This window comes from Kocuria sp. CPCC 204721 (assembly GCF_040980945.1).
GTDB classification, from domain to species: domain Bacteria; phylum Actinomycetota; class Actinomycetes; order Actinomycetales; family Micrococcaceae; genus Kocuria; species Kocuria marina.
In genome coordinates, this window is the sequence record NZ_JAVKPO010000001.1 from 216,134 (window position 1) to 241,693 (window position 25,560).

24 protein-coding genes are annotated in these 25,560 nt (G+C 69.6%); 15 read left to right on the forward strand and 9 right to left on the reverse strand.

Annotation, left to right across the window (positions count from 1 at the left end; genetic code table 11):
• Nucleotides 1-173: 173 nt before the first annotated feature.
• Both RF637_RS01020 and RF637_RS01025 read right to left on the reverse strand, forming a co-directional pair.
• Nucleotides 174-842: a TrkA family potassium uptake protein gene (locus tag RF637_RS01020; RefSeq protein WP_035965130.1), complete on the reverse strand. Its 669-nt coding sequence runs from the start codon at nucleotides 840-842 to the stop codon at nucleotides 174-176.
• Nucleotides 835-2,280, reverse strand: a complete 1,446-nt coding sequence (locus tag RF637_RS01025) for a TrkH family potassium uptake protein (protein ID WP_085106228.1) — start codon at nucleotides 2,278-2,280, stop codon at nucleotides 835-837. Before RF637_RS01025 ends, RF637_RS01020 begins: the two co-directional genes overlap by 8 nt.
• A gap of 147 nt (nucleotides 2,281-2,427) precedes the next feature.
• Between RF637_RS01025 and RF637_RS01030 the strand changes: the two genes are divergently transcribed.
• From RF637_RS01030 to ccsB, 11 genes are all read left to right on the forward strand, one after another.
• Entirely contained in the window at nucleotides 2,428-3,639 is a 1,212-nt protein-coding gene (locus tag RF637_RS01030) for an acetoin utilization protein AcuC (protein ID WP_368843928.1), read from the forward strand.
• A gap of 87 nt (nucleotides 3,640-3,726) precedes the next feature.
• Entirely contained in the window at nucleotides 3,727-4,773 is a 1,047-nt protein-coding gene (locus RF637_RS01035) for a metalloregulator ArsR/SmtB family transcription factor (RefSeq protein WP_368843929.1), read from the forward strand.
• A 37-nt stretch (nucleotides 4,774-4,810) separates the two neighbouring features.
• Nucleotides 4,811-6,151, forward strand: coding sequence for an NADP-specific glutamate dehydrogenase (gene gdhA / locus RF637_RS01040; RefSeq protein ID WP_368843930.1), 1,341 nt, complete (start codon nucleotides 4,811-4,813; stop codon nucleotides 6,149-6,151).
• Nucleotides 6,152-6,238: 87 nt separating this feature from the next.
• Complete coding sequence (locus tag RF637_RS01045) at nucleotides 6,239-7,081, forward strand: FadR/GntR family transcriptional regulator (RefSeq protein ID WP_085106231.1); 843 nt, start codon at nucleotides 6,239-6,241, stop codon at nucleotides 7,079-7,081.
• 151 nt (nucleotides 7,082-7,232) lie between these two features.
• Nucleotides 7,233-7,331: an AURKAIP1/COX24 domain-containing protein gene (locus RF637_RS01050; RefSeq protein ID WP_005504750.1), complete on the forward strand. Its 99-nt coding sequence runs from the start codon at nucleotides 7,233-7,235 to the stop codon at nucleotides 7,329-7,331.
• A gap of 84 nt (nucleotides 7,332-7,415) precedes the next feature.
• Nucleotides 7,416-7,883 carry a glutaredoxin family protein gene (locus RF637_RS01055; protein ID WP_085106232.1) on the forward strand — a complete coding sequence of 156 codons (468 nt, stop codon included), beginning with the start codon at nucleotides 7,416-7,418 and terminating at the stop codon, nucleotides 7,881-7,883.
• 65 nt (nucleotides 7,884-7,948) lie between these two features.
• Nucleotides 7,949-8,620 (forward strand): histidine phosphatase family protein, encoded by a 672-nt coding sequence (locus RF637_RS01060; protein ID WP_085106233.1) that lies wholly within the window; start codon nucleotides 7,949-7,951, stop codon nucleotides 8,618-8,620.
• A 41-nt stretch (nucleotides 8,621-8,661) separates the two neighbouring features.
• The gene (locus RF637_RS01065) at nucleotides 8,662-9,300 is read left to right on the forward strand and encodes a TlpA disulfide reductase family protein (protein ID WP_179861282.1); all 639 of its coding nucleotides are present in this window, start codon (nucleotides 8,662-8,664) and stop codon (nucleotides 9,298-9,300) included.
• Complete coding sequence (locus tag RF637_RS01070; protein WP_085106234.1) at nucleotides 9,297-10,055, forward strand: cytochrome c biogenesis CcdA family protein; 759 nt, start codon at nucleotides 9,297-9,299, stop codon at nucleotides 10,053-10,055. Before RF637_RS01065 ends, RF637_RS01070 begins: the two co-directional genes overlap by 4 nt.
• Nucleotides 10,052-11,725 carry a cytochrome c biogenesis protein ResB gene (locus RF637_RS01075; RefSeq protein ID WP_368843931.1) on the forward strand — a complete coding sequence of 558 codons (1,674 nt, stop codon included), beginning with the start codon at nucleotides 10,052-10,054 and terminating at the stop codon, nucleotides 11,723-11,725. Before RF637_RS01070 ends, RF637_RS01075 begins: the two co-directional genes overlap by 4 nt.
• A gap of 4 nt (nucleotides 11,726-11,729) precedes the next feature.
• Entirely contained in the window at nucleotides 11,730-12,884 is a 1,155-nt protein-coding gene (ccsB, locus tag RF637_RS01080; protein ID WP_239319137.1) for a c-type cytochrome biogenesis protein CcsB, read from the forward strand.
• A 103-nt stretch (nucleotides 12,885-12,987) separates the two neighbouring features.
• Here ccsB and RF637_RS01085 read toward each other — a convergent pair whose 3' ends face one another.
• Complete coding sequence (locus RF637_RS01085; protein ID WP_368843932.1) at nucleotides 12,988-13,569, reverse strand: PLDc N-terminal domain-containing protein; 582 nt, start codon at nucleotides 13,567-13,569, stop codon at nucleotides 12,988-12,990.
• A 242-nt stretch (nucleotides 13,570-13,811) separates the two neighbouring features.
• On the opposite strand from RF637_RS01085, the gene RF637_RS01090 reads away from it, so the two are divergent.
• Nucleotides 13,812-14,090, forward strand: a complete 279-nt coding sequence (locus RF637_RS01090; RefSeq protein WP_035965117.1) for a DUF4229 domain-containing protein — start codon at nucleotides 13,812-13,814, stop codon at nucleotides 14,088-14,090.
• A 93-nt stretch (nucleotides 14,091-14,183) separates the two neighbouring features.
• Here RF637_RS01090 and RF637_RS01095 read toward each other — a convergent pair whose 3' ends face one another.
• From RF637_RS01095 to RF637_RS01115, 5 genes are all read right to left on the reverse strand, one after another.
• The gene (locus RF637_RS01095) at nucleotides 14,184-15,068 is read right to left on the reverse strand and encodes a 1,4-dihydroxy-2-naphthoate polyprenyltransferase (RefSeq protein ID WP_144997352.1); all 885 of its coding nucleotides are present in this window, start codon (nucleotides 15,066-15,068) and stop codon (nucleotides 14,184-14,186) included.
• A 228-nt stretch (nucleotides 15,069-15,296) separates the two neighbouring features.
• A complete protein-coding gene (locus tag RF637_RS01100) occupies nucleotides 15,297-15,809 on the reverse strand; it encodes a 2'-5' RNA ligase family protein (protein ID WP_144997354.1) in 513 nt (170 codons plus the stop codon).
• Nucleotides 15,810-15,904: 95 nt separating this feature from the next.
• Complete coding sequence (locus tag RF637_RS01105; protein WP_167318114.1) at nucleotides 15,905-17,125, reverse strand: AMP-binding protein; 1,221 nt, start codon at nucleotides 17,123-17,125, stop codon at nucleotides 15,905-15,907.
• Between the two features lie 10 nt (nucleotides 17,126-17,135).
• The gene (locus RF637_RS01110) at nucleotides 17,136-18,086 is read right to left on the reverse strand and encodes a 1,4-dihydroxy-2-naphthoyl-CoA synthase (protein WP_368843933.1); all 951 of its coding nucleotides are present in this window, start codon (nucleotides 18,084-18,086) and stop codon (nucleotides 17,136-17,138) included.
• A gap of 10 nt (nucleotides 18,087-18,096) precedes the next feature.
• The gene (locus RF637_RS01115; protein ID WP_368843934.1) at nucleotides 18,097-18,354 is read right to left on the reverse strand and encodes a hypothetical protein; all 258 of its coding nucleotides are present in this window, start codon (nucleotides 18,352-18,354) and stop codon (nucleotides 18,097-18,099) included.
• A gap of 68 nt (nucleotides 18,355-18,422) precedes the next feature.
• Between RF637_RS01115 and hrpB the strand changes: the two genes are divergently transcribed.
• From hrpB to RF637_RS01130, 3 genes are all read left to right on the forward strand, one after another.
• Nucleotides 18,423-21,089 carry an ATP-dependent helicase HrpB gene (hrpB, locus tag RF637_RS01120; protein ID WP_368843935.1) on the forward strand — a complete coding sequence of 889 codons (2,667 nt, stop codon included), beginning with the start codon at nucleotides 18,423-18,425 and terminating at the stop codon, nucleotides 21,087-21,089.
• A 493-nt stretch (nucleotides 21,090-21,582) separates the two neighbouring features.
• Nucleotides 21,583-22,518 carry a CoA ester lyase gene (locus tag RF637_RS01125; protein ID WP_064846664.1) on the forward strand — a complete coding sequence of 312 codons (936 nt, stop codon included), beginning with the start codon at nucleotides 21,583-21,585 and terminating at the stop codon, nucleotides 22,516-22,518.
• A 319-nt stretch (nucleotides 22,519-22,837) separates the two neighbouring features.
• Nucleotides 22,838-23,806, forward strand: coding sequence for an L-lactate dehydrogenase (locus RF637_RS01130; RefSeq protein ID WP_368843936.1), 969 nt, complete (start codon nucleotides 22,838-22,840; stop codon nucleotides 23,804-23,806).
• Between the two features lie 104 nt (nucleotides 23,807-23,910).
• Here the strand turns inward: RF637_RS01130 and putP are convergent, their stop codons facing one another.
• Nucleotides 23,911-25,449 carry a sodium/proline symporter PutP gene (putP, locus tag RF637_RS01135; protein WP_368843937.1) on the reverse strand — a complete coding sequence of 513 codons (1,539 nt, stop codon included), beginning with the start codon at nucleotides 25,447-25,449 and terminating at the stop codon, nucleotides 23,911-23,913.
• Between the last annotated feature and the right edge of the window lie 111 nt (nucleotides 25,450-25,560).

Genomic DNA, 25,560 nt, shown 5'->3' on the forward strand with positions numbered 1-25,560 from the left:
CGCGGGGTAGCGTCACGCGCGTGCGCCGTAGCGGGGGACGACGTCGCTCGCGGGCGTCGGTCACGCCGGTCACCGAGGAGCGCGTGCCGGTCGACGCTGACCGACGCTGACCGGCGCCGACCGGCGTCGGGCCGTGATGCCGGACCACAACGGCCCGCCGAGACGCAACCGGGTCAGGGGCGTGCGGCGAACCGTTCGATCAGGTCAACGTGCCCGGACACGATGAGCAGGTCCCGCGAGCTGACCGTGGTGTCCGGGCGGGCGTAGGTGAAGTCCTCGCCCGGGGACTTCACACCCACCACGGTCACGCCGTACTTGGAGCGGATGTCGGACTCGCCCAGCGTGAACCCCTGCGTCTCCCGGGGCGGGTACATCTTGACGATCGCGAAGTCGTCGTCGAACTCGATGTAGTCCAGGAGCCGCCCGGAGACCAGGTGGGCGGTGCGGCGCCCGGCGTCGGCCTCGGGGAAGATCACGTGGTGGGCGCCGATGCGCGCGAGGATCTTGCCGTGGGCGGGGGAGATGGCCTTGGCCCAGATCCGGTCGATCCCCAGGTCCACGAGGTTCGCGGTGGTCAGCACCGAGGACTCGATAGACGTGCCCACACCCACCACGGCGGAGGAGAACTCGGCCGCGCCGAGCTGGCGCAGGGCGTCGATGTCCGTGGCATCGGCCTCGACTACGTGGGTGAGCTGGCCGGACATCTTCTGCACGAGGGCGGCGTCGCGTTCCACGCCGAGGACCTCGCGCCCCTGCTGGATCAGCTGCAGGGCCGTGGCAGAGCCGAAGCGCCCGAGGCCCACCACCAGGACGGGGACGGAGTGGGAGGAGTTCTTAGCCAATGATGGGCCTCTCTTCCGGGTACGTGTAGAGCCGGCGCCGCGAGCGCAGGGCCAGGGCCGTGGCCACGGTGTTGGTACCGATGCGGCCGATGAGCATGATGACGGACAGCACGTACTTCCCGGCGTCCGGGGCGCCCGCGGACACACCGGTGCTGAGACCGCACGTGGCGTACGCGGAGATGACCTCGAACAGTACGTGGTCCAGGGGCATGTGGGTCAGGGCGACCATGATGCTTGAACCCAGCAGCACCACGGAGGCGCCCATCATGATCACGGAGATCGCGATGCGCAGCACGGAGTCAGGGATGGTGCGGAAGAACGCGATCACGGACTGGTCGCCGCGGGCCTCCGCGAGGATGGCCAGGAAGACGACGGCGAGTGTGGTCACCTTGATCCCACCGGCCGTGGACGCGGAACCGCCGCCGGCGAACATCATGGCGTCCGTGAGTAACAGCGTGACCTGGGACGTGTCGGTCATGTCCACCAGGTTGAAACCGCCCGAGCGCATCATCACGGACGCGAAGAACCCCTGGAAGATCCGTTCGGGGACGGACTGTCCGCCCAGGGTGTCCGGGTTGGCCCACTCGATGGCCGTGAACAGCACCCACGCCAGCAGCAACAGTGCGGCGGTGGTGACCACGGTGAGTTTGGCGTTGAGGTTCCACCGGGTGAACCGGAACCCCACCTGACGCAGCACCAAGATCACGGGGAAGCCCAGGGACCCCACGATCACCCCGATGCACACGGGCAGCAGGATGAGCCACGCGGTGGGCCCGGCGTGGTCGTAGGGCACGAGCCCGTCCGTGTGGGGCGTGAACCCGGCGTTGTTGAAGCTCGAGATCGCGTAGAACACCCCGTGCCACAGGGCCGTTCCCAGGGGTTCTCCTTCGGCGAGGAACCCCACGGAGAGCACGAGCGCCAGGGCGGCCTCGATGCTCACGGAGGTGATCACAATGATCTGCAGCAGCGAGCCGACCTCACCCAAGCGCCCGATGTTGAGGGCCTCCTGAGTGATGAGCTTGGACTTGAGCCCGAGCTTGCGCCCGATGGCCAGCGCCAGGATGGACGTGAGCGTCAGGGTGCCCAGACCGCCCACTTGAATGGCGATCAGGATGACTACCTGGCCGAACACGGACCACTGCGCGGCCGTGGACACCGTGGTCAGTCCGGTCACGGTCACGGCGGAGGTCGCGGTGAACACGGCGTCCACGAACCGGGTCTCCTGACCGGGATTGGCGGACAAGGGCAGCCACAACAGGGCCGCGAAGCCCAGGTCCACGATCACGAACACGATCACCGCGAGCCGCGCGGGCGAGGAACTCGCGATCTGGTCCACGAAGTCCCGGATGCCTCGCGCCGTGCGTGTGGTCAGCGGTTCATCGGAGGGCGCGGGGGATGCAGGCTCCTCGACGGCGTTGGGTTGTTCGAGCTCGCTCACGGCACCTCCTCGCGGGATCCGATGGACGGTCGGGTCACGCGGAATCCTACGGTCCCGCGGGGGTGGATCGGCGCAACGACCCCTAGTATCCCCCGTCACAGTGCGCTGCAGCGACTGCCGTACGCGCGTGAGTGTTCTAATGGAGGTGTGAGCTCCGCGACAACGGGCAAGGATGCCGTCTACCCCACCAGTGTCTACTGGGATCCCCGGTTGCTCCAGTACAACTTCGGGGACTACCACCCCATGAGCCCCACCCGCCTGGACGCGACCATGCGGTTGGTGCAGAACCTGGGCCTGGACACCGCGCCCAACGTGCGGGTCACCGTCCCCGAGGTCCCGGACGACTCCGTCCTGGAACTCGTGCACACCAAGACCTACGTGCAGTCCGTGCGCGCCGTCTCGGAGGACCCCACGCGGCAGATCCCCGAATGCGGTTTGGGCACCGAGGACACTCCCGGCTACGAGGGCATCCACGAATCGAGTGCGCGCCTGGTGGGCGGCAGCTACCAGGGTGCCGTGGACCTGATGAGCGGTTCCGTGGTCCACGCCGTGAACTTCGGCGGTGGCATGCACCATGCCGCGGCGGACAAGGCCTCAGGTTTTTGCGTGTACAACGACTGCGCCGTGGCCATCCAGCATCTCTTGAACAACGGAGTGCAGCGCGTGCTCTACGTGGACGTGGACGGCCACCACGGGGACGGCACCCAGTCGATTTTCTACGACGAGCCCCGCGTGATGACCGTGTCCCTGCACGAGACGGGCCTGTCCCTGTTCCCGGGCACGGGCTTCGCCAACGAGATCGGCTCCGGGGCGGCGGCCGGCACCGCGGTCAACGTGGCCATGCCCACGCGCGCGGACGACTCCCAGTGGCTTCGAGCGTACGACGCCGTGGTCCCCCCGATCGCGCGCGAGTTCCGTCCCGAGGTGATCGTCTCCCAGCACGGCTGTGACTCCCACTTCCAGGACGAATTGACCCATTTACGCATGAGCGTGGACGGGCAGCGTCAGATCGCGTTGGCGGTGTCCGAGCTCGCGGCGGAATTATGTGAGGGCCGGTGGATCGCCACGGGTGGCGGCGGGTACGACTGCCACGACGCCGTTCCCCGCTCGTGGGCGCACCTCGTGGGGGTCGCCTCGGGATACCCCGTGGACGTGAACACGCCGGTCCCGCAGGCGTGGCGCAGCTACATGGCCGAAAAGTACGGCGGGCGCCCGCCCGAGCGCATGGGCGACGACGTCGACATCTGGTGGCGCTCGTGGGAGATCGGCTACGACCCCAGTGACGAGACCGACCGCAGCATCATGGCCACGCGCAAGGAGGTCTTTCCCCAGTGGGGACTGGACCCCTGGTACGACTGACCCTGGCAGGGCTGACGCTGGTGGGACCGACCCGTGACGGGAAGGTCTGATTGGGTCGGGGTGGGCAGCCCGTCTAAGGTGAATCCCATGTCCCACGACGCATATTCCGCCTTGTCCGACCCCACCCGACGCCGCATCCTCACGGCCCTGTGCGGCGGGCCCCGGCCGGTGGGCGAACTGGTCACCGCGCTCGAGGTCTCCCAGCCCACGGTGTCCAAGCACCTCAAGGTCCTGCGCGACGCCGGGATGGTCACCACGCGCGCCCAGGGACAGAAGCGCTTCTACAACCTCACCGCCGAGCCCTTCGTGGCCGTGCTCGACTGGGTGAACGAGCTGGTCGCCGCCGCGAACGAGGCGGACACTCCCGTGACGGATACGCGCGAGTCCGCCCCGGCCGAGGGCGATGAGCCCGCCATGGCGAACGACGTCGCTGCGCAGCTGGCCGTCGACGACGCTGCGCAGCTGACCACGGACGCCTCCGCCGAGTCGACCGACCATGACGCCGCACCGTCGCCCGAGGACGCCCCGCGCCCGGAGCCCGTACGTGTCGAGGCCGCTGACCTCGACGCCGCCCAGGAACCTGTGCGCGAACCCGAGCGGTCCCTGCCGTGGTTCACGGCGGAGGTCACCGACGTCACGACGGAGGCCGCGGAGGCCACCAACACCTCGGACGATCCCGAGGTCCTGGACATCCCCGCTCCCACGGTCACCCCCGGATCCCCGGTCGATGATCCCCGTCCGGAAGAAAATTCAGGCGAAACAGAGACGCCCGCAGAAGCCGAGTTTTTCGACGAATCATCCCAGGAGTCCGAGAAAGTCGTGCAGTTCAGCTCGGGAGTCACCGGAGAAGCTATCAATTCCGCTGATCCGGAGGGCCTGGCCAGCGAACGGGAGGCCCAGGTCACAGGGGATAGTCTGGACGACGGTGCCCACACCGAGCCCGTTGCGCAGCCCCGTGCCGCGCATGATGCCGAGCCCCACGATGCAGAGCCCCGCGCTGTCTCCCCGGAGACGAACTCGCCCGAGATCGCGGAGCTCATCCGACCTCGCGGGGCCGCGCATCGCCGTCAGAGTGGTCTGCTGTCCACTCTGACGGGTTTCCGGCGCCGCAACCGCGGTTCACGCCGCGGTTGAGTGGGAGCCGCAGACCTTTCAAGAGGGCAGGAGAGACATGCACGAGAAACTGATCCCCATCCGACAGATCGTCACGGCGCGCAACCCGGGTGAGTCCGAGTTCCACCAGGCCGTGGACGAGGTCTTCGAGTCGTTGGGTCCCGTGGTGGCTCGCCATCCGGATCTGTTGGACTCCGCGATCGTGGAGCGTATCTGCGAACCCGAACGTCAGATCATTTTCCGTGTGCCGTGGATGGACGACCAGGGCCAGGTGCACATCAACCGCGGGTTCCGGGTGGAGTTCAACTCCGCGCTGGGTCCTTACAAGGGTGGCTTGCGGTTCCACCCGTCGGTGTACCTGGGCATCGTGAAGTTCCTGGGTTTCGAGCAGATCTTCAAGAATGCGCTGACCGGCATGCCCATCGGCGGCGGCAAGGGTGGATCGGACTTTGACCCGTCCGGGCGCAGTGACGCGGAGATCATGCGGTTCTGCCAGTCCTTCATGACCGAGCTGTACCGCCACATCGGTGAGTACACGGACGTCCCCGCCGGTGACATCGGCGTGGGCGGGCGTGAGATCGGGTACCTCTTCGGTCAGTACAAGCGCATCACCAACCGCTACGAGTCCGGTGTGCTCACGGGCAAGGGCCTGTCCTGGGGCGGTTCGCTCGTGCGCACCGAGGCCACGGGCTACGGTGCGGTGATGTTCGCGGAGGAGATGCTCAAGACCCGCAGGTTGGACCTCGAGGGCCGGGACGTGATCGTCTCCGGTTCGGGCAACGTGGCGATCTACGCGATCGAGCGGGCCCAGTCGCTCGGCGCCAAGGCGCTCACGGCGTCGGACTCGAGCGGTTACGTGGTGGACAGCAATGGCATCGACCTCGAGCTGCTCAAGCAGGTCAAGGAGGTTGAGCGGGCCCGGATCAGCGAGTACGCCGAACGGCGCGGCTCGAGCGCCCGATTCGTCTCCGACGGTTCGGTGTGGGACGTCCCCGGCACGGTCGCGCTGCCGTGTGCCACGCAGAACGAGCTCAACGGCCGTCAGGCCAAGACCCTGCTCGAGAACGGGATCTTGGCCGTCGCCGAGGGTGCCAACATGCCGTGCACCACCGAGGCCGTGCGTCGGTTCCAGGAATCGGACGTGCTGTTCGCGCCGGGTAAGGCCGCCAACGCCGGCGGTGTGGCCACGTCCGCGCTCGAGATGCAGCAGAACGCGTCCCGCGACTCGTGGAGCTTCGACTACACGCAGCAACGCCTGCGGGAGATCATGCGCGGGATCCACGATCGCTGCGCGGAGACCGCCGAGGAGTTCGGGATGCCGGGCAACTACGTGGCCGGTGCGAACATCGCGGGGTTCCTCAAGGTCGCCCGGGCCATGGTGGCCCAGGGCATCATCTGAGCACGGCCGCGTCCGGAGAGCGGCGCGCCGGGCGCCCGACCGTGCCATACGGCGGTCGGGCGCCGTACGACGTTTAGGGTGGGATATATGGCAACGCATCGAGAGGTTCTGCAATGGCTCGAGAACGAGCTGTTCGACGCAAACCTGGTGCTGGGTCAACGACTGCCCACCGACAAGGACCTGGCCGCGATCTTCCGGGTGTCCCGCAACTCCATGCGTGAGACCCTCAAGATCCTGGAGGCCCAGGGCATCGTCAAACTCTTCGAGGGCCCGCACCGCAGCATTCTCCCCATCCTGGTGCGCGAACCGGCCGCGTCCGCGGGTCCCGCACTGCAGTTGCACATAGCGACGTCGCAGCACCCGTTGCGTGACATCGTCCAGACTCGCGTGATGCTCGAGACCTCGGCCCTCGAGAACGCCGAGAAGCACAGCATCCCGCGCGAGGAACTGCACGCGATCATGGCGCAGATGGACGAGGACCTGGGGCTCAAGCAGTTCCACCACCTCTACGTGAGCTTCCACATCGCGCTGGTCAAGGCGGGCGGCAACGCGGTGAACGCGGCATTGTTCACCGCCCTGCGGGACTCGATCTACGAGTACACCCTGGCACTCGTGGGTCATGTGCCGCTGTGGAGCACCACGTCCAGCCGCATCCGCGCCGAACACCGGGCCATCGTGGGCGCCCTCGAAGCGGGGGACCACAACCTGGCCGCCCGCCTCGTGGCCGAACACATCACCTACCAGTACGAGGAAGCCGGCGTGGACCCGGACGACTCCCGCGCCTCGGTCGCGGAACCACGCTCGCTGGACCGTGTGGCGTCGTCCCGGGACAAGCGCACGGCCACGCCGCGGGGGCGTTCCGTCACGGAGCAGGACGGGCGGCCAGAACAGGACGAGGAACTCGACGCCGATCGCCGCGCGAGCGCCTGAGCGCCCGTTTTCGGGCCCGGCGGGGTCGCACGGTAAGGTAGGCCAGTAGTTTGCCGTTAAACGTATGTTGCCCCCGCGTTAGCAGGGGCGGGGCGGTGTTCACCCGCGGCCCCCAGCAAATACCACTGTCCAGAGAACTGTGAGGGATCCTATGGGTTCGGTCATCAAGAAGCGCCGCAAGCGCATGTCCAAGAAGAAGCACCGCAAGCTGCTTCGCAAGACTCGTCACCAGCGCCGTAACAAGAAGTAAGCGCGCCCGTGATAGGCCCCGTTCCCGCTATGGGAACGGGGCCTTCACCGTGTGCGCAGTGTCCGTGTGCGTAGCATGGGCCGCATGACGCAGCAGCCCGTGAGCCCCGACCGTCTCGATCCCGCCCGTCCGGCCGAACCGGGCCCCGCCGTGCAGGCGGAACCCGCAGCGGCGACGACGCGCGGGACGACGACGGCTCCCGCAACGGCGACGGCGCGTGGAACCGGCGCGGGCGCCGGTGCCGCGGGGCGGCAGGACGGGCGCGAGCGACGTCGTACGCCACTGCTCTCCGGCGCGGACTGGACCCGCCCGCGCCCGGCGCACACAGTGACGCTGCTGACCAAACCGGGATGCCATCTGTGCGAGGACGCGCGCGAGGTCGTGACCGGGGTGTGCGAGCAGACGGGCAGCGAGTACCGCGAGCGGGACATCACGGGCGATCCGCAGCTGCTGCGCGACTACGCCGAGTACATCCCCGTGGTCTTCGTGGACGGAGCCCCGTGGGACCGGTTGCGCATCGACGCCGCCCGGTTGCGCGCCGTGCTGTCCTGACGGGGTCAGTTCCGTGCCGACCGGGCCGATTGGGGGCTGACAGCGGGGTTTGAGACACTGGGGGCATGCCTTCAGCAACCGTTCACCTCTTGCGCCACGGCGAGGTCCACAACCCCGCGCACGTGGTCTACGGGCGGCTCCCGGACTACCACCTGTCCGAGAAGGGCGCTCGGATGGCCGAGGCGGCCGCGGCGGACCTGGCCCGGCGGGTCCAGGATGGCGATCGGATCGTTCTGCTGGCGTGCTCGCCGCTGACCCGCACGCGGGAGACTGCCGCACCCGTGGCCCGCGAGCTGGGGCTCGAGGTGCGCACGGACGAGCGGTTGATCGAACCGGCCAACCACTTCCAGGGTCTGCACGTGACCGGGCGTGAGCTCGCCAAGCCCAAGCACTGGCCCTACATGCTCAACCCCTTGCGGCCCTCGTGGGGTGAGCCCTACAAAGCGCAGGTCGAGCGCATGGCACAGGCCGTGCGGGAACTCGCCCGGGACGCGGTGCGCCGTGGTGGCGACGGCGCCCAGGCCGTGGCCGTGTCCCACCAGTTGCCGATCTGGCTCACGCGGTTGTCCGCGCAGGGCCGTCCGTTGCCGCACGACCCGCGGCGGCGTGAGTGCAACCTCGCGTCCCTGACGTCCTTAACGTTCGAGGACGTGGACGCCGCGCAGGTCCCGGAGGTCTCCTACCGGGAACCCGCCGCCCACCTCTATCCAGGCGTCAATCAGCTTCCCGGCTCATAATTGATCTCTCACCCCACGACCTCTTCCCAGGAGTTCTCCCCGTGACTTCTCCGCGTTGTTCATCCGCCCGTTCCCTGCCTGCCCGTGCCCGAGTGCGCACGGGAGCGGTCGCCGTGGTGGTGTGTCTGGGGCTCGCGCTCGCGGGGTGCTCGTCCTCGGGCAACGACAGCCTCGCCCAGCAGGCCAACGCCGGCGGCGAGAAGGGCTACGTGGCCGGTGACGGTTCCGTGAGCGAGTACGCGCCGGAGCAGCGCGGGGAGCCCGTGCAGTTCGAGGCCGAGATGTTCGACGGCAGCACCGTGAGCGCCGAGAGCCTGCGCGGCAAGCCCGCCGTCGTGAACTTCTGGTACGCAGGGTGCGCGCCGTGCCGCGCGGAGGCCCCGGACCTCGTGGCCCTGCACCACGAGTACCAGGACCGCGCGCAGTTCCTGGGCGTGAACCTGCGCGACCAGCAGCCCACCGCGGAGGCGTTCGAACGCAACTACGGGGTGGACTACCCCTCCGCGTCCGATCTCAACGGGGCCGTGCTGCTCGCACTGAGCGACTACATCCCGCCGCAGGCCGTCCCCACGACCCTCGTTCTGGACGAGCAGGGTCGCGTGGCCGCCCGCGTGCTGGGCAAAGCGGACAAATCCACCCTGGACGCCCTGATCAAGGACACGGTGGCTGAGTCCGCATGAACGGCAATCCCTTCGCCGAGGTCGTCCTCGACGGTTCACTGATTGCCGCGCTGCCCGTGGCGCTGCTCGCGGGATTCGTCTCCTTCGCCTCACCGTGCGTCCTGCCACTAGTGCCCGGGTACCTGGGCTACATCACCGGGCTCACCGGGGTGGACCTGCGGGAACAACGGCGCGGGCGGATCCTCACGGGCGTGGTGCTGTTCGTCCTGGGGTTCTCCGCGGTGTTCGTGCTGATGTCCGTGGTGCTCGCGCAGCTCGGCGCGTTCGCGTGGTTGTTGGGCCAGCAGTGGATCATGGTGGTGCTCGGGATCCTGGTGATGCTCATGGGCGTGGTCTTCATGGGTGGTTTCTCGTGGTTCCAGCGTGACCGCAAGATCGAGCGCCGCCCGCCCCCGGGGCTGTGGGGTGCGCCCCTCCTGGGGATGGCCTTCGGTTTGGGATGGGCCCCGTGCATCGGCCCGACCTTCGCCGCGGTGCAGGCGCTCGTCTACGTGGACGGCGCGTCCACCGGCAAGGCCGTGGTGCTCACCACCGCCTACTGCCTGGGACTGGGCGTCCCGTTCGTGCTGATCGCCCTGGCGTTGCGCCGGGGCATGGGGGCCATGTCCTTCTTCCGCAGGCACCGTCTCACGCTGCAGCGCGTGGGCGGTGCCGTGCTCGTGCTCATCGGGGCCGCCATGGCCACGGGCGTGTGGTCCGCACTGGTCTCGTGGGTCCAGTCCGAATTCGTAACCGATTGGGTGATGCCGATATGACCGAGACGCGCACGCCACGCCCGAAGAAGGCGCAGCGTTCCGACGTGGAGGTCCCCTCACTGGGTCCCCTCGGCATGGCCCGGTGGGCCTGGCGGCAACTGACCAAGATGTCCACGGCCCTCGTGCTGTTGTTGTTGCTCGCGATCGCCGCGGTCCCGGGATCCCTGTTCCCCCAGCGGGTCCAGGACCCGGACGCGGTGACCAGCTACATCGAGGCGAACCCCACCATGGGTCCGTGGCTGGACCGCCTGCAGCTGTTCGACGTCTTCTCCTCCTACTGGTTCTCCGCGATCTACCTCCTGCTGTTCATCTCGCTCGTGGGCTGCGTGCTCCCGCGCGCCGTCCAGCACTTCAAGGCGTGGCGTTCCAAGCCGCCGCGCACCCCGCGCCGGATCTCCCGGTTGCCGCAGTACCGCAAGGTCATGCTGGGCGGGCGCGACGGCGCTGCCGCACCTTCCCCGGACGACGCCGTCGAGCAGGCCGCCGCCGCCCTGAAGAAGCGCGGCTACCGGGTGCAGACACAGGACCTGGGCTCCGCGGCGCCGTCGGTCGCGGCCGAGCGCGGGATGCTCAAGGAAGTGGGCAACATCCTCTTCCACGTAGCGCTGCTGGGCGTGCTGGTCTCCGTGGCGATCGGTGCCCTGTTCGGGTACAAGGGGCAGAAGATCATCGTGGAGGAGGAGTCCTTCGTGAACACCCTCGTGGACTACGACTCCTTCAACCCGGGGACCAATTTCGACCCGGACTGGCTCAACCCCTTCTCGGTGCGGCTCAACAACTTCCAGGCCACGTTCAACCGGGACACCTCCGATCCCCGGAACTACGGTCAGCCCACCGACTTCAACGCGGACCTGACTGTCACGGACGAACCCGGGGCCACACCCCAGGACGTGAACCTCGCGGTCAACAAGCCCCTCAACGTCAACGGCACCAAGGTGTACCTGGTAGGCAACGGTTACGCGCCCGTGATCCGCGTGACGGATGGGGAAGGCAACGTGGCCTACGAGGGCCCCGTGGTCACGGTCCCCTCGGACTCCGTGTACACGTCCTCGCTGACCCTCAAGGTCCCGGACGCCCGCCCCGATCAGCTCGGGTTCGTGGGGTTGTTGTTGCCCACGGCCGTCTCGGAGCCGGGGGAGATCCCGCGCTCCGCGGACCCCGCGCTGAACAACCCCGCGCTGATCCTGTCCTCGTTCTACGGGGACCTGGGCCTGGACAGCGGGCAACCGCAGAACGTGTACGTGCTCAACACCGAGAACCTCACGGAACTGAACTCCATGACTTCGGCCAACGGCCCGATCCTGCTGGACGGTCAACACCGCGAGGTGCAGTTGCCCAACGGCAAGGGCAGCGTGGAGTTCCTGGACGTGAAGCGCTACGTGGGTCTGGACGTGCACAGCGACCCCGGGCGGATCCCCGCGTTCATCTTCTTCGTGCTCGCGTTCATCGGGCTCATCATGAGCCTGTTCATCGCGCGCCGGAGGGCGTGGGTGCGGGCCACCACCACGGAGGACGCCAACGGGGTGCGGTGTACTGTTCTGGAGTACGGACTGTTGGCGCGTGGCGAGGACCACCGCTTGGGCGCGGAAGCGGAAAAACTGACAGCTCTGTGGACGTCATTGTGGGAGGACCGCGGCGTGCGGGAGTTCCACCTGAATTCGAAGGCGTGAACTAATGGGTAGCAACATCAACGTGACCTTGGGCAACTGGAGCGAATGGTTCATGCTCCTGGCCGCCATGACCTACCTGGTGGTGTTCGTGGCCTTCGTGTGGGACATGGCCTCCCACTCCAAGACCCTCGGCCTGACTGAACGTGCCCGGCGTGACACCGCCGAGGGCGAGGCCAAGGAACTCGTGGGCGCCACGGCCGCGCATTCCGGGGCCCGGGCGGCGGGTTCCGCCACGGTCGGTTCCACGGTGTCGCGTTCCGCGTTCACTCGCTCTTCCACCGGGGGTGCGTCCGGCGACGGCGCGGGGACCGGTGAGTCCGTCGCGGATGAGTTCCGGACCTCGGCGGACGGCGCCAAAGGCGTGAACGAGTTCGAGGCGCTGGACTACCAGCACAACAGCCGCCGCCCGGCTGCCCGCGTGGCCGTGACCCTCATGGTCATCGCGTTCCTGCTGCACGCGTTCGCGGTGGTCTCCCGCGGTGTCGCCGCGGACCGTGTGCCGTGGGCCAACATGTACGAGTTCTGCACCACGGGCGCCCTGGTGGTGGCCGGCGTGTACCTCGTGACGCTGTTCTTCAAGGACCTGCGCTTCGTGGGACCCATGGTCTCCGGCCTCGTGCTCATCATGCTGTGTCTGGCCACGATCGCGTTCCCGACCCCCGTGTCCCCCTTGCAGCCCGCACTGCAGTCCTACTGGCTCATCATCCACGTGTCCATCGCGGTCGCGGCCTCCGGGATCTTCACCATCACGTTCGCGATGGCCGTGCTGCAGTTGCTGCAGTCCCGCCGCGAGAAGAAGCTGGCCACCGGCGAGGACGCCCGTCTGGGCTTCCTGCGGGCCGTGCCCACATCCGTGACCCTCGAGAACTTCTCGTTCCGGCTCAACTCCGTGGGATTCGTGTTCTGGACCTTCACCCTGGCCGCCGGTGCCATCTGGGCGGATCAGGCCTGGGGTCGGTTCTGGGGCTGGGACACCAAGGAGGTCTGGACCTTCGTGGTGTGGACCGTCTACGCCGCCTACATGCACGCGCGCGTGACCCGCGGCTGGAACGGCAATCGTTCCGCGTGGCTGTCGATCGCGGGCTACCTGTGCGTGGTGTTCAACTTCGCGGTGGTCAACACGCTGTTCCCGGGCCTGCACTCGTACTCGGGCCTGTGAGTCCTCCGCGGGCATGAGCCCGTGACATGAGTTCGCGAAACAGGTGAGCCCCGTCCCTCATGGGGCGGGGCTCACGTCATGTTCAGTGGGTATCTCGGGCTCGTTAGCGGGGAGTGGAACCACCGGGACGCGAGTCGTCGCCGCGCGGATCGTCGGGGTCCAGGCCGTCCGCGTCGGGATCGTCCCGGGGGGCGTCTGAGTCTTCCGAGTGGGAGCCGCTGCGGGGGGCGGCGTCGTCCGGGTCGTCCGCGCGGACATCATCCGCCGGGTGGTCGGGGGAGGGAGCAGCGAGGCGCGGGTCGGAGGGATCCAACACCGGTTCCTCGGCGTCGGGGCGTTCGCCCGGGGCGCGACCGGTGCGCTTGAGTTCGTTCTCCCATTCCTGGAGCTTGCGAGCGCGTTCCTGTTGCTTGCGCCGCTCCTCGAGGTTGCGCAGGAACTGGGGGTCGTCGTCCGGGCCGCGGCCGCGCTGGGGTTCGCGGGCGGCGTCGTCCTTGCGGGGGCGGCCGAAGAAGAGCCACAGCACCGCCCCGACCACCGGCAACAGCAGGATCACCAACAGCCAACCCCACTTGGGAATGGCCCGCACGGCGTACTTGTCCGACTGCGCGCACTCGATGAGCGCGTAAATGATGACGCCCACAGCGAGGGCGCCTGCTCCGATGATCAGGATCGCTCTGCCCATGCGGATCATCCTAGGGGAGTGGACTGGGCAGTTCCTCTTCGGGTCAGCGCGGCGGGTGGGGGAGCGCGTCCCGTCCGGATCGGGCCCGGGCAGGAAGGCGCCCTGACCAGGGCCGGGGCCTTGAGCGGGGAGGGCGTCCGAGGCAGATGCCCCGCACGGGCAACGTCCTGTCCAGATCGGGGCTTCTCGCAGGCAACCACGGTGCCCGGGAAGCACCCAGGGCGGGCCCGTAGAATGGTTGGGTGAACTTCGTGAAGTATTCCCTGCTGCGCCTGGGCATCCTGGTGGTGCTCTTCCTGCTGTGCATGTACCTGGGGCTGGGGTTGGTCTTCTCCGGGATCGCGGCCGTGGTGGCGGCCTTCGCGATCTGCTACATCTTCTTCCCCAAGCTGCATTACGCCGCGGGCCAGGACTTCCACCGATGGATCTCACGCACCCCCAAGCCCACCAACCGGGTGGCCCTGGAGGACCAGGAGATCGAGGACTCCTACACGGACCGCGAGGCTCGCAAGGACGTCTGAGCGTCCGCCCGCGGGGTTCTGGCCCGGGGCACTTCAGCGGTCGCGATGGCGCACACCCGGAGCACGACGCCATGATTCAAGCGGCGGGGAGTGTCAGCCCAGGTACTGGTGCACCAGCACTGCGATCGCGTAGAGCACGGTCACTCCCAGGTTGATGAAACCGCACTGCTTGAGCACGGGGATCAGCTCGCGCCGGTCGGTGGTCCTGAGCACGGTCACGGCCGCGCCGATGGCCAGTGGCGTCACGGCATAAATCAGGAGCACCCACGGGTTGTGGGGCACGAGCAGCAACGGCAGGACCATCCCCACGAACAGCTCCGTGGTGAACGTGAGCCGGGCCTTCGGATCGCCCAGACGCACGGCCAAGGTCTTCTTGCCCACGGCGCGGTCCCCGGGGATGTCCCGGACATTGTTGGCCATGAGCAGCGCGCACGCGAACAGCCCGGTGGAGATCGCCAGGACCCACGACTCCAGGTTGAGCCGCCCGGCCTGGGTGATCGTAGTACCCAGGGTGGCCACGAGGCCGAAGAAGATGAACACGAAGAGATCGCCGAGTCCCATGTACCCGTAGGGCTTCTTGCCACCCGTGTAGCCCCATGCCGCGAGGATCGCCAGGACACCCACCGCGGCGAGCCACCACTGGTGGGAGACCACCACGAGCGCGATGCCCGCGAGCGCGGCCAGCCCGAAGCACACGAACGCCGCGGTCTTGACCTCGCGGGGGGATGCCGCACCGGAGCCGGTCAGACGCAACGGGCCCACGCGATCGTCGTCCGTCCCGCGCACGCCGTCCGAGTAGTCGTTGGCGTAGTTCACCCCGATCTGCAGGAACAGCGCGACCAGCAGCGCGAGGACCGCGGGGCCCAACCGTGCGGCAGCCATCCACTGGGCGGCGGCGGTGCCGGCGATCACGGGGGCCGCGGCCATGGGAAGCGTACGCAGACGTGCTCCCTCGACCCACTGAGCTGGTGTGGCCACGGTGCAACCTTTCGAGAACGGGGACGGGTTCGTGTCATTGTTTCACGCGCTGTGCACGTGCACACGTTCCGGGGACACGATGAGCCCAGGCGGTCTCAGCGGCCCGGCCGTGGAGGCGGTCGCGGATTCCGGTCGGGCGCTGGGGCGCCTGAGTGCGTCAGACATGCGCGGTCTCGCCGAGCCCAAGGGATGACGACGGCGCGAACGCGGTAAGCCGCCCGGTCCGGTTCAGCCCACCACCATGGCGGTGACGCGCTGGTCGGGATCCCACCGTCGCAGGCCCGTGATCTCGACCGCGCGCGGTGCGGGCACGTCTGCGAGTACTTCCAAGGCCTTACCCACCTGAGACGCGGTGAGTCGCTTACCCAGGGTCAGGTGCGGAACCCACGGGCGCGCCGGGGGTCGGGACTCCGCCGCGATCCGTTCCAGCTCGCGGACGGCCTCCGTGACCCCGGGTGGCACAATCACCGACTCCGCGAGCACGAACGGCCCGTGCCCCACAGCGAGCAACCCAGGGATGTCCACGGAACACGGCAACAATGCGGAGAACACCTCCCGTGCTCGGGCCAGGACGTGTTCGGGCATCGAGGGCGCGGACAGTGCGGTGATGTGCGGGGCGTTGGACGCACCGCGATGCGTGGCGAGGCTCGGTAGACCGGCCCCGTGCAGTGCCGCCCACCGCGAGCGGATCAGATCATCTGAGGCGGGGGAGAGCACCAGGTCGAGGGAGTGCGCGGGCATGATGTCACCTCGTCCCGTCCGTGGGGTCGTCGCGAAGGACCGCCCGGCCTGTCGCGGTCGGCAGCCACACCCCGGCCCCGTGGAACGCCGGCGCGCTATACATCGGGGCTCGCGAACAACGCTTCGGCGGAACGGCGGTCGGGTTTCCCCGTGGCCAGCATGGGCAGTTGCGCCACGTGACGCCACAGCTTGGGCACCGCGGGGGCTCCGAGCCCGTCCCGGATCGCCGAGGACAGTTCATGCTCCACGGCCTTGAGGTCCGAGCCCTCCCGCAGCGCGATCAACGCCGCGACCGCCTGCCCCCACTCCGGGTGCGGCACCGCGAGCACGAGTGCCTGGCGGACCCGCTCATCACGCTGCAGTTCGGCCGCGACCAGTCCCGCGGAGACCTTCACACCGCCGGTGTTGATGACGTCGTCCGTGCGGCCCAGCACCCTGAGCGTCCCGTCCTCCCGCAGCACACCGAGGTCGTCCGTGCGGTACCAGCGCACGCCGCCGATCACACGGAAGTGGTCCGCGGTCTGGGCGGGATCGTCCAGGTAGCCGTCGGCCACGGCCGCCCCGCCCAGCCAGATCCGGCCCTCCCGGCGCTCGTTCGGGTCGGGTACGGCGCTGGATGGTGCGCCGTCGGGGACGATCCCGGCGGTGACGGCGTCGAGCGCGGCGTCGTCGTACACGCAGCCCCCGCACGTCTCCGACATCCCGTATGTGCGCACCACGTGCACGCCCTCGTCCGCGGCGCGCGCGGCGAGGTCGGGGTACAGCGCGGAGCCGCCCACGAGGACGGCATCGAAGCGGGCGAGGGCGGCGACGGCGCGCGGGTCGGGTGCGCCGTCGCGCGGGTCCAGAATGCGTTGCAGCTGCGTAGGCACCACCGAGACGTAGCGCACCGGATGGGTGAGACGCTGCGCGGCGTCCGCGAACGCGGCGGGGGTGAAATGCTCGGTGGGCATCGCGACCGGGCGCGTGCCCGCAAGCACCGAGCGCGCCAGCACCTGGATGCCCGCGACGTAGTGCGCCGGTAGGCACAGCAACCATTGACCGGGGCCTGCCGTGGCACGCTCGGTGGCGCGACCGGAGGCCGTGAGAGCTTGCGTGCTCAGCACGGTCTTCTTGGGGCGCCCGGTGGAGCCGGACGTCGCCACGACCACCGCAGGGCCCGGTCGGGACAGGGCTGCGGTCAGGCGCGGTACGAGCTCGAGTGGATCCCCGGGGACGGGCCCGTCCAGGGTGACGACGTCGCTCGGCAGCGCCCGCGCCTCGGGTGCCGGCACGGGCTCACCCGGCAACGCGGGATCATTCGGATAATCCGACATGCCGTGATGTTCAGAAGTAGTAGGGGAACGCGGACCAGTCGGGGTCGCGCTTCTGGAGGAAGGCGTCCCGGCCCTCGACGGCCTCGTCGGTCATGTAGCCCATGCGGGTGGCCTCGCCCGCGAAGACCTGCTGGCCCACCATGCCGTCGTCCGGGAGATTGAACGCGTACTTGAGCATCCGCACGGCCTGCGGGGACTGGGCGGTGATCTTGCGGGCCCACTCGACGCTCGTCGTCTCGAGGTCCGCGTGCGGGACCACCCGGTTGACCGCGCCCATCCGGTGCATGTCCTCGGCGGAATATTCATCCGCGAGGAAGAAGATCTCTCGTGCGAACTTCTGGCCCACCTGGCGGGCCAGCAAGGCGGAACCGTAGCCGGCGTCGAACGAACCCACGGTCGCGTCCGTCTGCTTGAACTTGCCGTGCTCGCTCGACGCGATGGTGAGGTCGCACACCACGTGCAGCGAGTGGCCGCCGCCAGCGGCCCAACCGGAGACCGCGGCGATCACGACTTTGGGCATCGTGCGGATCAGGCGCTGGACCTCCAGGATATGCAGGCGTCCGGCGCGGGCCGGGTCGATGGAGTCCGCGGTCTCACCCTCGGCGTAGTGGTAGCCGTCCCGGCCGCGGATGCGCTGATCGCCGCCCGAGCAGAACGCCCACCCGCCGTCCTTGGCGGAGGGGCCGTTGCCCGTGAGGATCACGGCGCCAACGTCCGAGGACATCCGGGCGTGATCCAGGCTGCGGTACAGCTCGTCCACGGTCCCGGGACGGAATGCGTTGCGCACCTCGGGCCGGTCGAACGCGATCCGCACCCACGGCAGATCCCTGACCACGTCCCCGTCCCGTTCCACCCCGCGGTGGTAGGTGATGTCCTGCAGGTCCTCGAAGCCCTGCACCGGACGCCACTGCTGCGGGTCGAAGATCTCGGATACCTGCTCGGGAAGCTGCGCTTTGGTCATGGGTACCACTCTAGGCAGGTGGCCGGGGCGCCGTCCCACTCGGCGTCGGGTCCGTTGACGTCGCTGTGCCCGCCGACGCTGCTCGGTCGTGGCCGTTCGAGCGGCCCGCCACCGCGACCGCGCCCGCTCCGACGACCACGGCCACGAACGTCGAGGTGAGGAACGTGAAGGTGAGCATTCCCGTCACCGCTGTCACCACCAACAGGATGACACCGGCGACGATCGCGCCGACGCCCAGTGCGCGGCCACGTTTCGCGGTCGAGTCCATGCCCACCTCTCCGTCGGGGGCTGCCCACCTTAACAACCGCGTCCGAGGGCTCGGCCATACTGGAACCCATGAGTGCCGCCCCGTTCGACGTCCGCCGGATCGGCCGGGGCCTGCCGTTCGCAGAGTCCGTGCCGGCTCTGCAGGAGGCGCTGCGCGGGGGCGCGGCCGTGGTGCAGGCCCCGCCCGGGACGGGCAAAACCACTCTCGTGCCGCCGATGGTGTCCAACGCGGTCCGGGAAAACCTCGTAGGGGCGTCCGGTGCGGATGCTGATCCCGTCACCGGCCGCGTCGTCGTCGTCCAGCCCCGCCGGGTGGCCGCTCGGGCCGCCGCGCGCCGGCTGGCCGCGCTCACGGTGACGGAGCCGGGCGGCGTCGTCGGCTGGAGCGTGCGGGGCGAGCGCAGGACGTCGAAGGCCACTCGGGTGGAGTTCGTGACCCCCGGCATCCTGCTGCGCCGACTGCTGCAGAACCCGGAACTGGCCGGGACCGCGGCCGTGGTGCTGGACGAGGTGCATGAGCGGGGCGTGGAGTCGGACCTGCTCGTGGGGATGCTCGCGGAGCTGCGGCAGCTGCGGGAGGACCTCGTGCTCGTGGCCATGTCCGCCACGGTGGAGGCGAAACGGTTTGCGGCCCTGCTGGGAGGGGACGCGCCCGCTCCGGTGGTGGACTGCCCGTCCGCGCTGCATCCGCTCACAGTGGAGTGGGCGCCGGGCCCGCAGCGCCTCGACGAACGGGGTGTCACCCCCGCGTTCCTGGCTCATGTGGCCCGCACCGCCGCGGCGGCTCATGCCCGCGCCGTGGCCACCGACCCGACCGTGGACGCCCTCGTGTTTCTCCCCGGCGCCCGGGAGGTCTCCCATGTGGCGGCCGAGCTGCGCGCCCTCACCGACGCCGAGGTCCTGGAATTGCACGGTCAGCTCAGCCCGCGCGAGCAGGACCGCGCCGTCGCGGGCCGCGCGCCGGGGGAGCGCCCGCGCATCGTGGTCACCACGTCCCTCGCAGAGTCCTCGCTCACCGTCAACGGCGTGCGCCTCGTGATGGACTCTGGTCTGGCCCGCCAGCCCCGCCGGGACGCCGGGCGCGGGATCTCCGGGCTCGTCACGGTCTCGGCGTCCAAGGCGTCGGCCGAGCAGCGCGCCGGCCGCGCCGCTCGCCAGGGCCCGGGCACGGTGGTGCGCTGCTACGACGACGCCGCCTGGGGCGCCATGCCCGCCCACTCCGTTCCCGAGGTGCGCACGGCGGACCTCACCGCCGCGTGCCTCGCGCTCGCCGTGTGGGGCTCACCGGGAGGTGAGGGGATGGCCCTGCCGGACCCGCTGCCGCCCCGTGCCCGCGCGGACGCCGAAGCCGAGCTGACGCGCCTCGGCGCGGTAGCCGAGGACGGCCGCGCCACCGGCCTCGGACGCCTGCTGGTCTCCCTGCCGGTGAAACCCCGCTGGGGTCGCGCCCTGTTGGACGGAGCGGACCTCGTGGGTGCTAGAACGGCGGCGGAGGTCATCGCCGCCGTCTCCGACGGCGTCCGCGTGCCCGCCGCGGACGTCCCCGCGCTGGTGCGCGGGCTGCGCTCCTCCCGCGGTGACGAGTCCGCTCGGTGGCGCCGCGAGGCGCAGCGGTTGGAGCGGATGGCGGCGCACCCCGCGCTGGCGGGCGACGGTGCGGCGGAGGGGGCCGAGGAGAACACGGAAGCGCCGCCCCGCGGGCCGGAATCGGACGTGCCCGACGACGTCCGGGAGGGTGTCGTCGTGGCCCTGGCGCGGCCCGAGTGGATTGCCCGGCGGATGGACGCCCACGGGGACCAATGGCTGCTCGCCTCCGGAACACGCGCGGGGCTGGAGGCCGGGAGCCCGCTGCGTCACCACGAGTGGTTGGCCGTCGCCGAACTGACGCGCGCCGCGGGCAGGGTTGCCGCGGGCACCGGCGCGGTGATCCGTGCGGCGGCACCCCTGGACCTGGCGCACGCGCAGCTCGCCGCCGGTCCGCTTGCCCGCACTGAGACGCGCGCGAGCTTCTCGAACGGTCGCGTGAGCACCCGCGAGGTGCGTGCGGTGGGCGCGATCGAGCTCTCCGCCACGCCCGTCCGCGCGGATCCGGACACCGCCGTGCCCGCCATCCGCGCCGCGCTCGCCGCCGAGGGCCTGGACCTGCTGCCGTGGGACGACGCCGCCCGCGGCCTGCGCGCCCGGCTCGCGCTGCTGCGTCGTCACCTGGGGGAGCCGTGGCCCGCGGTCGACGACGCCGCCCTGGTCGAGCGCGTGACCGAATGGCTCGCCCCCGAACTGCGGGACGTGGCGCGTGGCGGGTCGCTGCGGTCGATCCGCGTGGTCGATGCGCTGCGCAGGCTGCTGCCCTGGCCGGAGGCGGCGCGCTTGGACGAGCTGGTCCCCCAGCGGCTCACGGTTCCCAGCGGGAACACCGCCCGGATCGACTACCCGGCGGTCTTCTCGGAGGACGAACCCGCCCGTCCGGCGGTGGTCGCGGTGAAACTGCAGGAGTGCTTCGGGTGGGCGCAGACGCCGCGCGTCGTGGCCGGGCGTGTGCCCGTGCAGTTCCACCTGCTCTCCCCGGGGCGGGCCACGCTGGCCATCACGGAGGACCTCGCGTCCTTCTGGTCGGGGCCCTACGCCCAGGTGCGCGCGGAGATGCGTGGCCGCTACCCCAAACACCCCTGGCCCGAGGACCCGTGGAACGCGGTGGCCACAGCCAAGACCTCCCGCGCGCTGCGGCGGGACGGCTGAGCGGGGGCCCGTGCGCGGGCGGACAGCGCGGGCCCGGTGTGCGAGCGCGGCCCGGGCGGTGGGGTCTGGACGGTTGCGCCGGGCCGGGCCGGGGCGGTGCAGGTGGGTGGAGGCTGCTGAAGCCTGACCACGGAGGTGGTGCGGTGCGGACGGGACGGCCGTGGACACCCCGTTTGAGATCCGCTGTGAGCTGCGTTACGGTGAAGTTTCGCCCCACCCCGGAGTGCATCACCACGTGCGCCCTGGGTCCGACCGTTCACCTCACGGCGCGGAAGCACCGGGCAGCACGACTGGCAGACGACCCGCACCGGCCCCTCATCGTCCAGGCCGGTCCGTGTGATCGGCTTGCCCGCGCTACCCCACCTCACCCGTCACGCCGCACGGGAGGGCCGGAGAGCACCCGCGCAGCCGCGGCTCACCGCCCGCACGTGCCCGGACACCGAGGTCAGAGGGGGCGTGTCCGTTCTCAGACACAGATCGCGAAGTGACTCTCATGACCACCACCACTGCGGAAACCACCATGACCATCGATCCCACCGAGACCCCCGCCGTGGGCCCGGAGCTGGCCCGTTCGTGGCTGCTTGTCAACGGCTCCCACACGTCCCGTTTCGACCAGGCCGCGCAGAGTGCCGCGGACGCCGTGGTGCTGGACGTCGAGGACTCCGTGGCACCCGCGGACAAGGCCCAGGCCCGCGAGAACGTGATCGCGTGGCTCGGCTCCCGCAACCAGGAGGGTCAGGTCAACCGCGCGTGGGTGCGCGTCAACGGCTTCGGCACCGCCTGGTGGGAGGACGACCTCCTGGCGCTGAGGGACGTCCCCGGCCTGGACGGCGTGATGCTGGCCATGACCGAGTCCCCCGAGCACGTGACCCGCACCGCAGAGATACTGCGCGGCACCCGCATCGTGGCCCTGGTGGAGACCGCCCGCGGGGTGCAGAACCTGCAGGACATCGCCACCGCGCGCTCCACGTATCGCTTGGCGTTCGGGATCGGCGATTACCGCCGTGATACGGGCTTCGGCGAGAACCCGATGGCGCTGGCGTACACGCGCTCGCAGTTCACCATCGCCTCCCGCGCCGCGAACCTCCCGGGTCCCATCGACGGCCCGGCGGTGGGCGCGCTGGGTGCCAAGCTCGCCGAGGCCACCGGCGTCACGGACGAGTTCGGCATGACCGGCAAGCTGTGCCTCATGCCCGAGCAGACCGCCACGGTCAACGAGGGCCTGTCCCCGTCCCTGAGCGAGCTGTCCTGGGCCACCGAGTTCCTGGGGGAGTTCGAGGCCGAGGGCGGTCAGATCCGCAACGGTTCCGACCTGCCCCGACTGGCCCGGGCCCGCAAGGTGTTGGGGCTGGCGTCGGCATTCGGGATGCGCTTGCCGGAGGGCTACGACATGCACTTCGAGGCCCCCACCGACACCTACCACTGCTGACCTGGGCAGGGCGTGTGGCCCGGACCCGGGAGCGCCTTCAAACGTGGCCGTGGCTTGGGAGTGTCTGGAAAGTCGGCCGTGGCCTCCGCGTTGAAGCACACTCGAAGAGCGCAGCCCACGACGGCGCGGGACACCCCCGCCCCGACGTGGGCTGCTCATTGCCAGGCATCGCCGTCGCGGCCGAAAATGGGGTGGGGACCGCGCGGTGCCCACCGCGCGGGACGCCACCGAACGGCGTCGCCGTCCCCGTCAGCTGATCCGGGTTCGCGGGTCCCCCGCGGGCTCGGTCGGACCGAGCGCGTCGAATGGAGAATGAGCCGTGAGCCCGTCAAACGAAACTACCGTGCGCCGCACCAAGATCGGGATCGTGGGGGCGGGATCCGTGGGGACATCCCTGGCCTACGCCGCGATGATCCGGGGCACGTCCACGGACATCGCCCTCTACGACCTGCAGACCGCCAAGGTGGAGGCCGAGGCACTGGACCTCTCCCACGGCCAGATGTTCGCCCCGGGCATCCGGGTGGAGGGCTCGGACGACGTCGCCGTGCTCAAGGACGCGGACATCGTCTTCGTGACCGCCGGCGCCAAGCAGCGCCCCGGGCAGACCCGCCTGGATTTGGCCGGTGCGAACACCGCGATCCTCAAGTCGCTCATGCCGCAACTGGTGGAGCAGGCGCCGCAGGCAGTCTTCGTGCTGGTGACCAACCCGTGCGACGTGCTCACCGTGGTGGCCCAGCAGATCACCGGGCTTCCCCACCAGCGGATCATGAGCTCCGGAACCGTGCTGGACACCTCCCGGCTGCGCTGGTTGATCGGCAGCGAGGCGCAGGTGAACACCAGCAGCGTGCACGCCTACATCATCGGTGAGCACGGGGACAGCGAGTTCCCCGTGTGGTCCTCCGCGAGCATCGGTCAGGTACCGCTCGGCGAGTGGGAGGTGGACGGGCGCCGGCCCTTCACCACCGAGCGCCTGGACGAGCTCAAGGACCAGGTGGTCAACGCCGCCTACCGCGTGATCGAGGGCAAGGGCGCCACCAACTACGCGATCGGCCTGGCCGGGGTGCGTATCGCGGAGGCCGTGCTCAAGGACCAGCAGTCGGTGCTGTCCGTGTCCACCGTGCTGGAGGACTACTACGGCGTGAGCGGTGTGGCCCTGTCCGTGCCGTCCGTGGTGGGGGGCGCCGGTGTGGGCCAGCAGCTGCGCATTCCCATGGGCGAGCCCGAGAAGCAGCAGCTGCGCGCGTCAGCGGGGACCATGCGGTCCTCGCTGCACGACCTCGGCTTCTGAGCCCGCGCGCCCCGGCGGAACGGGTTTCGCAGGAATGAACGACGCCCTCGCACCGTGCGGTGCGAGGGCGTCGTCCGTCTGCGCCGCGGCGCAGGCCGTGGAACTCAGACGGTCCCGGGGGTGGTGCCACCGGCGGCCGCCTTGGCCGCGGCGGCGGGATCGGCTTGCTCGGGGTGGTGGACCAGGCGGAGGGTCTCGTCGAACTCGCGCTGGATCTCGGGGTTCTCCCGGTGAGTGGCCAGCGAGACGATGATGCCCACCAGACCGCCCAGGATGAAGCCCGGGATGATCTCGTAGAGGTCGCTCCACGGGGTGTACTGCCACAGGAACACGGTCGCGGCACCCACGACCATGGCGCTGATGGCGCCCGCGTTGGTGAGCTTGCGCCAGAACAGGCTCATGAGCACCACGGGGCCGAAGGCGGCACCGAAGCCGGCCCACGCGAAGCCCACGAGGTCCAGGATGGTGGAGTTCTGCTCCCACGCGAGAGCGGCCGCCACGAGGGCCACGAGCAGCACGCCACCGCGGCCCAGCCACACCTGCGCCCTGGGGGACGGGGTGCGCTTGGCGGCCAGGTTGTAGAGGTCCTCCACCAGCGCGGAGGAGGAGACGATCAGCTGCGAGGAGATCGTGGACATCACGGCCGCCAGGACGGCGGCGAGCACGAGGCCCGCGATCAGCGGGTGGAAGAGCACCTGGGACATGTCCAGGAAGATGGCCTCCGGGTCCGTGGGCTCCTGGCCCGGGCGGTTGCCGTAGTAGGCCATGCCCACCAGGGCGGTGCCGATGGCACCCAGCACCGTGAGGATCATCCAGCCGATGCCGATCCGGCGCCCGGACTTGGCGTCCGCGGGGGTGCGCAGCGCCATGAAGCGCACGATGATGTGGGGCTGGCCGAAGTAGCCCAGGCCCCACGCGAGCGAGGAAATGATGCCCACCGCAGTGCCGCCCGCGAACAGGGACAGCGCGTCGGGGTTCACGTTCTCGATCCGGGTGGCCATCTCACCGGGCCCGCCCACCAGGAAGATGCCCACGATCGGCACGAGCAGCAGCGCGCCCAGCATCAGCAGACCCTGGAACAGGTCCGTGTAGGACGCCCCCAGGAAGCCTCCGAAGAATGTGTAGAGCACGGTCACCCCGGCCACCAGGAGCATGCCCGTGAGGTAGCTGGTGCCGAACGAGGACTGGAAGAACACACCCCCGGCCACCATGCCGGAGGAGACATAGAACGTGAAGAACACCAGGATGATCACACCGGAGATCACGCGCAGGATCCGGGTGTTGCCCTTGAGCCGGTTGTCCAGGAAGGACGGGATGGTGATCGAGTTGTGGGAGACCTCGGTGTAGGCCCGCAACCGGGGAGCCACGATCTTCCAGTTGATCCACGCACCGATGGTCAGCCCGATCGCGAGCCACGCCTCCACGAGACCCGAGAGATACACGGCACCGGGCAGACCCATCAGCAGCCATCCGGACATGTCCGACGCGCCGGCCGACAGCGCAGCCACGCCGGGCTTGAGGTTGCGCCCGCCCAGCATGTAGTCGTCGAGGTTCTTGGTCTTGCTGTTGGCCCACAGGCCAATGCAGATCATGGCGATGAAATACGCCAGGATCGCCAGGAGTTGGTACGCCTGATCGGACATACTCGTGCCTTCCGGTACGGGGTCGTTGGACTGCGTCCACTGTATAGGGGAGGTGACGCAGATCCCATGTGAGCCGTGTGAGACGGTTCACAACCCTACCGCTCCGGAGGC

Excerpts from the sequence above, each read along its gene's own strand:
- ccsB (WP_239319137.1), top strand. The coding sequence starts at position 11,730 with ATGGGTAGCAACATCAACGTGACCTTGGGCAACTGGAGCGAATGGTTC.
- RF637_RS01035 (WP_368843929.1), top strand. The coding sequence starts at position 3,727 with ATGTCCCACGACGCATATTCCGCCTTGTCCGACCCCACCCGACGCCGC.
- RF637_RS01075 (WP_368843931.1), top strand. The coding sequence starts at position 10,052 with ATGACCGAGACGCGCACGCCACGCCCGAAGAAGGCGCAGCGTTCCGAC.
- RF637_RS01115 (WP_368843934.1), bottom strand. The coding sequence starts at position 18,354 with ATGGACTCGACCGCGAAACGTGGCCGCGCACTGGGCGTCGGCGCGATC.
- RF637_RS01045 (WP_085106231.1), top strand. The coding sequence starts at position 6,239 with ATGGCAACGCATCGAGAGGTTCTGCAATGGCTCGAGAACGAGCTGTTC.
- RF637_RS01125 (WP_064846664.1), top strand. The coding sequence starts at position 21,583 with ATGACCACCACCACTGCGGAAACCACCATGACCATCGATCCCACCGAG.
- RF637_RS01100 (WP_144997354.1), bottom strand. The coding sequence starts at position 15,809 with ATGCCCGCGCACTCCCTCGACCTGGTGCTCTCCCCCGCCTCAGATGAT.
- RF637_RS01110 (WP_368843933.1), bottom strand. The coding sequence starts at position 18,086 with ATGACCAAAGCGCAGCTTCCCGAGCAGGTATCCGAGATCTTCGACCCG.
- RF637_RS01055 (WP_085106232.1), top strand. The coding sequence starts at position 7,416 with ATGACGCAGCAGCCCGTGAGCCCCGACCGTCTCGATCCCGCCCGTCCG.
- hrpB (WP_368843935.1), top strand. The coding sequence starts at position 18,423 with ATGAGTGCCGCCCCGTTCGACGTCCGCCGGATCGGCCGGGGCCTGCCG.
- putP (WP_368843937.1), bottom strand. The coding sequence starts at position 25,449 with ATGTCCGATCAGGCGTACCAACTCCTGGCGATCCTGGCGTATTTCATC.
- gdhA (WP_368843930.1), top strand. The coding sequence starts at position 4,811 with ATGCACGAGAAACTGATCCCCATCCGACAGATCGTCACGGCGCGCAAC.
- RF637_RS01070 (WP_085106234.1), top strand. The coding sequence starts at position 9,297 with ATGAACGGCAATCCCTTCGCCGAGGTCGTCCTCGACGGTTCACTGATT.
- RF637_RS01085 (WP_368843932.1), bottom strand. The coding sequence starts at position 13,569 with ATGGGCAGAGCGATCCTGATCATCGGAGCAGGCGCCCTCGCTGTGGGC.
- RF637_RS01050 (WP_005504750.1), top strand. The coding sequence starts at position 7,233 with ATGGGTTCGGTCATCAAGAAGCGCCGCAAGCGCATGTCCAAGAAGAAG.
- RF637_RS01060 (WP_085106233.1), top strand. The coding sequence starts at position 7,949 with ATGCCTTCAGCAACCGTTCACCTCTTGCGCCACGGCGAGGTCCACAAC.
- RF637_RS01105 (WP_167318114.1), bottom strand. The coding sequence starts at position 17,125 with ATGTCGGATTATCCGAATGATCCCGCGTTGCCGGGTGAGCCCGTGCCG.